Source organism: Prevotella sp. P4-119 (assembly GCF_002251345.1).
Taxonomy (GTDB): Bacteria; Bacteroidota; Bacteroidia; order Bacteroidales; family Bacteroidaceae; genus Prevotella.
The window spans coordinates 1-5,791 of the sequence record NZ_NPJB01000013.1 but is presented as its reverse complement, the minus strand read 5'-3'; the positions used below and the strand labels follow the sequence as shown (position 1 = coordinate 5,791).

Sequence of the window (5,791 nt, the reverse complement as noted above, 5' to 3'; positions counted from 1 at the left end):
GTATCTCCTGCTGCGGTGCGCTCCATAATCTTCCTCCCGAGCAGGTCGGTGAATACGGCTGTGCTCCTGTTGTCGGCATCGTAAGACACTGCTTTTGCCAGCGTTCCCTCTGGATAGTACTCGAAGGCTGTGTTCTCGGGGAGCGTGAGGCTGTACGAGCCGTCCTCGGGAGCCTCGAAGTGCAGCACCTGGTCGGAAGCGGTGTTTGCGAGGTGTTCCGTCCTGTCCTGCTTTCCCGCCTGTCTCCATGTGTCTCCTGCGATGTCGACTGCTGTCACCCTGTCGAGCGCGTCGTAGTGGCTCTCGGTGAAGAATCCGTCGTCAAGATAAAACAAGCCCATGGACGTGACCCCGCTCACGGGGATATAGTCGAGTCCGCTTGCAGGCACGGGGAGATACCTGCGTTTCTCGCGCCCCGCTCCGTCGTAGGTCGTCAGGGTGCAGGCGGTCTCGCCGTTTCCTCCCGCCGTGGCGACAGAGAGCGTGGGGCGGCCCAGGCCGTTGTAGTACTGCACAGCCTGAATGGAATCCGTCCCGTAAGCGTCGAGCATCGTCACGGTCCTGACGTAGTTCTGGGATGGAGTCTGAGCCAGAACCGAGCATGGCGGCACCGCAAGCATCGTTATCAGCGTTATGTGTATTTTATTTATACTCATGGCTTCCTGTAGTTGTAACTATTGATGGAGATAACGGAATCGTTCGTTTGGACGACATAATCTAAACAAATTTGAATATCAGTATTTTCAATGCGCACCGTGCTCATGTCTCAATTTACTTTAATTATGTTTAATCGACTCATAATCCATCTTCTGATCTGAATCTTGCACACTTATTACTGGATTTATGCATATATCGTTAGTGTCATTATTAAAGATTATGTTGGGAATTTTATCTATGTTTTTCCCATTCGTTGGCTTAACCAATTTTAACTCCATCTTTGACATCAACTCCTTGGTTGAAACATTCCGCAACCATTCGCTATCAGTACTGTTTTTAGGATATATGGCAAAAAGGAATGTAATTGAAATACTATCTCCCGGTGCAAAATATTGCTGTGCTGAACCATTAAACTTATTACATCTATATAATTGATATGGCTGATAAAATAAATCCCTTGACTCTATATTGGCAATAACCGTTTTCTCGTATGGATACCCTATTGGTATAAATATGGAGTCATTGGATTTGTTTATGGCTAAATAGTGAATGGACAAACATCTTATGTTGAAAACGTTATCCATTTCGTCTCTCCTTATCTCTTTATTATCACCAACCATGCATAAATTCGCCTGCAAGACATATTTGTCATTGCACGCAAACAAAAGGGGTACTAATGTGACAATTATTAATCTCTTCATCTTTTATTCTCCTAAAAAAAATTGTTTGTATCTTATCAAACTTTGTTTGTAAGTATCAGTTGTCTTATTCCATGTTGGGTGGTTCATTAAATAATTAAATATTTTAATATTGTCGGTTTTGTTAGGATTCCTACTATCTTTCATGTAGTGATGCCATTGTTTTTTTATATGGCAGGTGTATTCTTCTCCACCTAACATGTTCTGAATATTACTTCGTGATTCAAACATTTGTTTGTTGTCTCCCCAAAAAGCTGTTATATTGTTGCCTAATGTGCTCGCATTTGTTTTATCATCACCACCATGACATTACCATAATGGCTATCAACGTGTATAGTGTTGCTATATGCGTCACGTGACCATTTCACAACATTAATCTGATTACAATCTATTTGGGTTAAATCTACTTCAGGCATTCTTCCAACGATATGTGTGAAAATTTTTGATAAAGCTTCTGCCGAAATATCAGATGATGGTAAACCAACTCTTGTATTAAGATTGATAACATATTTGCCATCTTTCAGTTCGCGATAGTCATCACTTATATATATAATCCGATTCTGCAGAGTTTGTACCTAAGTATGTTCCGTCAGAAGTGTAATAATCATCCATCCCATCTGGATCCATCAACATTACCGGATTATTGTGGCAATACGCATACGGACTCACATTATAGTACTTCTCCGCCAGCGGATCTACCCTGTCCCAACGTGCAGTGACGGGATTGTACTGCCGTGCGCCGTAGTCGTAGGTGTTCAGTCCGTGCATCTTATCCAGTTCCTTACCATTGTATTTGTATGGCTGCACATCGTTGTTATTGGCGGAGCCGTCACAGAACTGGGCTCCAAAGGGGTAGTAGTTCATCGTCTGCATCACCGTCCCCGTGCTGCCTATCGCCTTCGTCACCTGACGGACATTGCCCAGGTGGTCCTTGTCATAGTAGAGGAAGGTGAAGTTGTCCTGCGTGGCATTATATTGTGTGGCCTGACAGTAGCCCTCGTCAAACTGGAACATGTCTATGCGTCCGTTCTTAAGCGTCAAGGCACCTCCAAGCAGATAGTCCGTGGAGTCTGTGTATAGTATCTCCGACGGCATGAGCTCCCTTGTGCTTCCTATGGCGACGGTGATGTTCGGAACGGCAGTCTGATACACCACTCGCAGTTTCTCGCCCGTGGCGGAATAGACAAACCTCGTCACGTTGCAGTTGTCAATACCGCTTGAGATATTCCTGTAATTCCTTTTCATCCTTCGGAGATATTTCACGTTTTATAACAGTTAAAGCCCAATCTGAGACAGGTGACTTCCAATAGTCCATTCCTCTTTCCTTTAAAAAATCTATGACTTTTAACTTTTCCTTATGCTTTTTAGAGTCAAGAGGATATGCCCTAAGTCTCAACATATAAAGAATGTCAACATAAAATGACTTGTAATATGCAGAGTCTTTAGAACTGATAACATCCATTCTTTTAAACTTCCTATTATAGTCTGCTCCGTGTTCCAGTAAATAAAGAAGGACATCCATACGGTCAAATGTTAGTGCGACATACATTGCACCTGCACCTGTATCTTCTGTCTGCATGTTAACATCAGCACCTGCCTCCACAAGCATTCTTACTTTTTCATAATCTCCATCCAAATCCACTGCCTCGAACAACGCAAAATGGCGAGCGGGAATCCAGTTGCCAAGATTGTCTTGCTGCACTCCGCGCTCTACGGAATTGGGGTCTCCACCATATTCTAACAACATCTTTAGTATTTCAGGGGAAACACGACTAAATCTTGAAGCAATAATAACCGAATTATCCCCTCTATATCTAATGGTATCACATGGTACATTAGGATTTGCACCTAATTCCAATAATGCTTTTACTGATTCTTTCTTATTATTATGGGTGGCAAGCATTAATAGAGTTTGCTTCCATCTATCTTCCTTATAATCAATAGGTATATTCTTATCCTGAACCTGCCGCCTTATTTCATCGGCATTTTCGTCTTGTACAGCCTTGGCTAAATTCCATGCAATGGTGCCTTGAAATAACCTAAAATCATCTCCTAATAGTTTTTTCTTATCTACTGGCGCCTCCCTGTCTATGCACGCGGACGACAACAATACCAGCAAGACACATATTGCACAAAAATATCCATTATGTTTCATAATTAAAAGCCAAATAAAATATTGTTAGTATTCAACGTATATTGCGATTGTGCATTTTTGCTCTTCTGCATTATCATTTCCTTTCCCGAGGGATAGAAATTCTTTATGCTGTGCCCCATTATTGCACGGTTTTTATTGCGCCAATGTATATTTCCATTAGCTCTCACTCCCATGTGTGTTTGTTGGAAAATATTCAATTCATCCCGAACATGAACATATGCGTCTATTTTTGCACCTTTCCTGTTCCATGGTGCAATGGTAAGGGGACTTACCCATGCGGCATTAAATGTCATTGCACTGCGACCTGTCTTGTAGGCATTCGTAGCCGCCATGCCTCCGCCCAAAGAATGACCTACGAAAGTAAGTTCTTGATTAATATTGTCCGATAAAACACGTGCGTTTTCCTTTGAAATATTATACTGCTCCGAGGCTCCAAATACCTGTAAGAAATTATTTTTCCAGTCTTCATAACTATCACTATCTGTTCCTGAAGTAGCATAGACATATTCTGTGACCCCGTCAATTGTACGTTCATATATAGCAGACTTAAAACCAGAACGGTCATCCCTTAAAGTGACTCCGTCTATATGCAAATTAGAGACTCTCCACCCCCCAATGAGTTCAACTTTGTCTTTGCCATATACATGATGCGCGATTCGAGCCGCTTCCTCTTCCGTAGGCTTCAAGCCATCTTCGTCCACAAACTTTACTGGATTCCCCAAACAATACACATACGGACTAACGCTATAGTATTTCTCCGCCAACGGGTCCATCCTGTCCCAACGTGCGGTGACTGGATTGTACTGCCGCGCTCCGTAGTCGTAGGTGTTCAATCCGTGCATCTTGTCCAGTTCCTTGCCGTTGTACTTGTACGGCTGCACGTCACCTGATGCGGCAGAGCCGTCACAGAACTGGGCTCCAAAGGGGTAGTAGTTCATCGTCTGTACTACTGTCCCATTGCTGCCTACCGCTTTCGTCACCTGACGTACATTTCCCAGGTGGTCCTTGTCATAGTACAGGAAGGTGAAGTTGTCCTGCGTGGCATTATATTGTGTGGCCTGGCAGTATCCCTCGTCAAACTGGAACATGTCTATGCGTCCGTTCTTAAGCGTCAAGGCACCTCCAAGCAGATAGTCCGTGGAGTCTGTGTATAGTATCTCCGACGGCATGAGCTCCCTTGTGCTTCCTATGGCGACGGTGATGTTCGGAACGGCTGTCTGATACACCACGCGCAGTTTCTCGCCCATTGCGCTATAGACATATTTCGTCACGTTTCCGTCGGTGAACTGTATCCTTATCGGATTGTTCCTCAGATCATAGTCTATCCTCGCTATCCTGCGGCTCGCGTCGCTCGTGAGCGACCCTGCCCCGTTGTATGTCAGTGGATACTCCTGCCCAGCCACGCCGTCGAAGTCCGTCGCCCCTGCGTACGGAAGTCTCCATACGTTGTCGAACACGCTTGCCAACTGGTTCCCCTCGTATGTCATCCGCAGGTCGTCAACCAATCCGAAACCTCCGTGCATCGCGTCCTGAAGCCCGCAACGTCGCAGCCTCTTGATGTTTCCGTTGCAGTCGTACTCCGCCTGCTCGTTGAAGTAGTTTCTGTTGCCTGTCAGGTTGTCGCCTGTTCCGAAAAGCGCCAGGTACAGGCGGTTGCACCCGTCGTACCTCAGGTTGTAGCCCTTGTATTCGCTATCATTCCTTGCCTTCCACCGCACGGTGCTTATGTTTCCGTTGTAGCATGCGCTGTCAAGACCGTCGGCATAGTACAGGTCTTCGCGGAATCCTCCGCTGCTGACGCTCTTGAGCCATCCGTGAACGTCGTATGTATATGAGCACATGGACTTGGATGTCCTGGTCAGTTGCCTTTCCTTCCTTTCCAGCCTGCCTATGGCGTCATAGACGTATCCCGTCTCACGCGACTGTGTGGAGGCACCATGTCTGACGGACAGGCTCATCTTTGTCTTTTTGCCATATTGGTACGTATAGGAGGTCTTTGCCATGAAGTCACTCCCGTAACCGACACCGGCATGCACCTCCGTGCTGTCAACGGCACCCGTGAACGTGTATGCCGTGACCACATCCTCGAGACGTCCGCCGAGACCCTTGCGTACACATCTCACCGCCTGCCCCTTGCGGTCGTACACGGTGACGGTGCCGAGGGCCTCGCCGCCGGTAGCGTACACCACCTGTCCCGTAAGGTAGCCGATGGCGTGCTGTCTCTGTTCCTGTCCAATGGTTAATGCAGGCATCGCGCTTGTAAGGTTGTTGCCGATGAATT

At 45.9% G+C, this 5,791-nt stretch carries 5 protein-coding genes; all 5 read right to left on the bottom strand.

The genetic code is table 11. The annotated features are described in order from the left end of the window. The coding region (locus tag CIK89_RS01210) for a DUF6443 domain-containing protein (protein ID WP_144007322.1) at positions 1-656 on the bottom strand (656 nt) is incomplete at its 3' end. A 120-nt stretch (positions 657-776) separates the two neighbouring features. Then, a complete protein-coding gene (locus CIK89_RS01205) occupies positions 777-1,358 on the bottom strand; it encodes a hypothetical protein (protein WP_094389612.1) in 582 nt (193 codons plus the stop codon). A 534-nt stretch (positions 1,359-1,892) separates the two neighbouring features. After that, entirely contained in the window at positions 1,893-2,600 is a 708-nt protein-coding gene (locus CIK89_RS01195) for an RHS repeat-associated core domain-containing protein (protein ID WP_254046317.1), read from the bottom strand. Beyond that, the gene (locus CIK89_RS01190) at positions 2,563-3,510 is read right to left on the bottom strand and encodes an ankyrin repeat domain-containing protein (protein WP_094389610.1); all 948 of its coding nucleotides are present in this window, start codon (positions 3,508-3,510) and stop codon (positions 2,563-2,565) included. Before CIK89_RS01190 ends, CIK89_RS01195 begins: the two co-directional genes overlap by 38 nt. Before the next feature lie 2 nt (positions 3,511-3,512). Continuing rightward, the coding region (locus CIK89_RS01185; protein ID WP_144007321.1) for an RHS repeat-associated core domain-containing protein at positions 3,513-5,791 on the bottom strand (2,279 nt) is incomplete at its 5' end.

Coding starts and splice junctions, on each gene's coding strand:
- CIK89_RS01205 (WP_094389612.1), bottom strand. CDS start 1,358: ATGAAGAGATTAATAATTGTCACATTAGTACCCCTTTTGTTTGCGTGC.
- CIK89_RS01195 (WP_254046317.1), bottom strand. CDS start 2,600: ATGAAAAGGAATTACAGGAATATCTCAAGCGGTATTGACAACTGCAAC.
- CIK89_RS01190 (WP_094389610.1), bottom strand. CDS start 3,510: ATGAAACATAATGGATATTTTTGTGCAATATGTGTCTTGCTGGTATTG.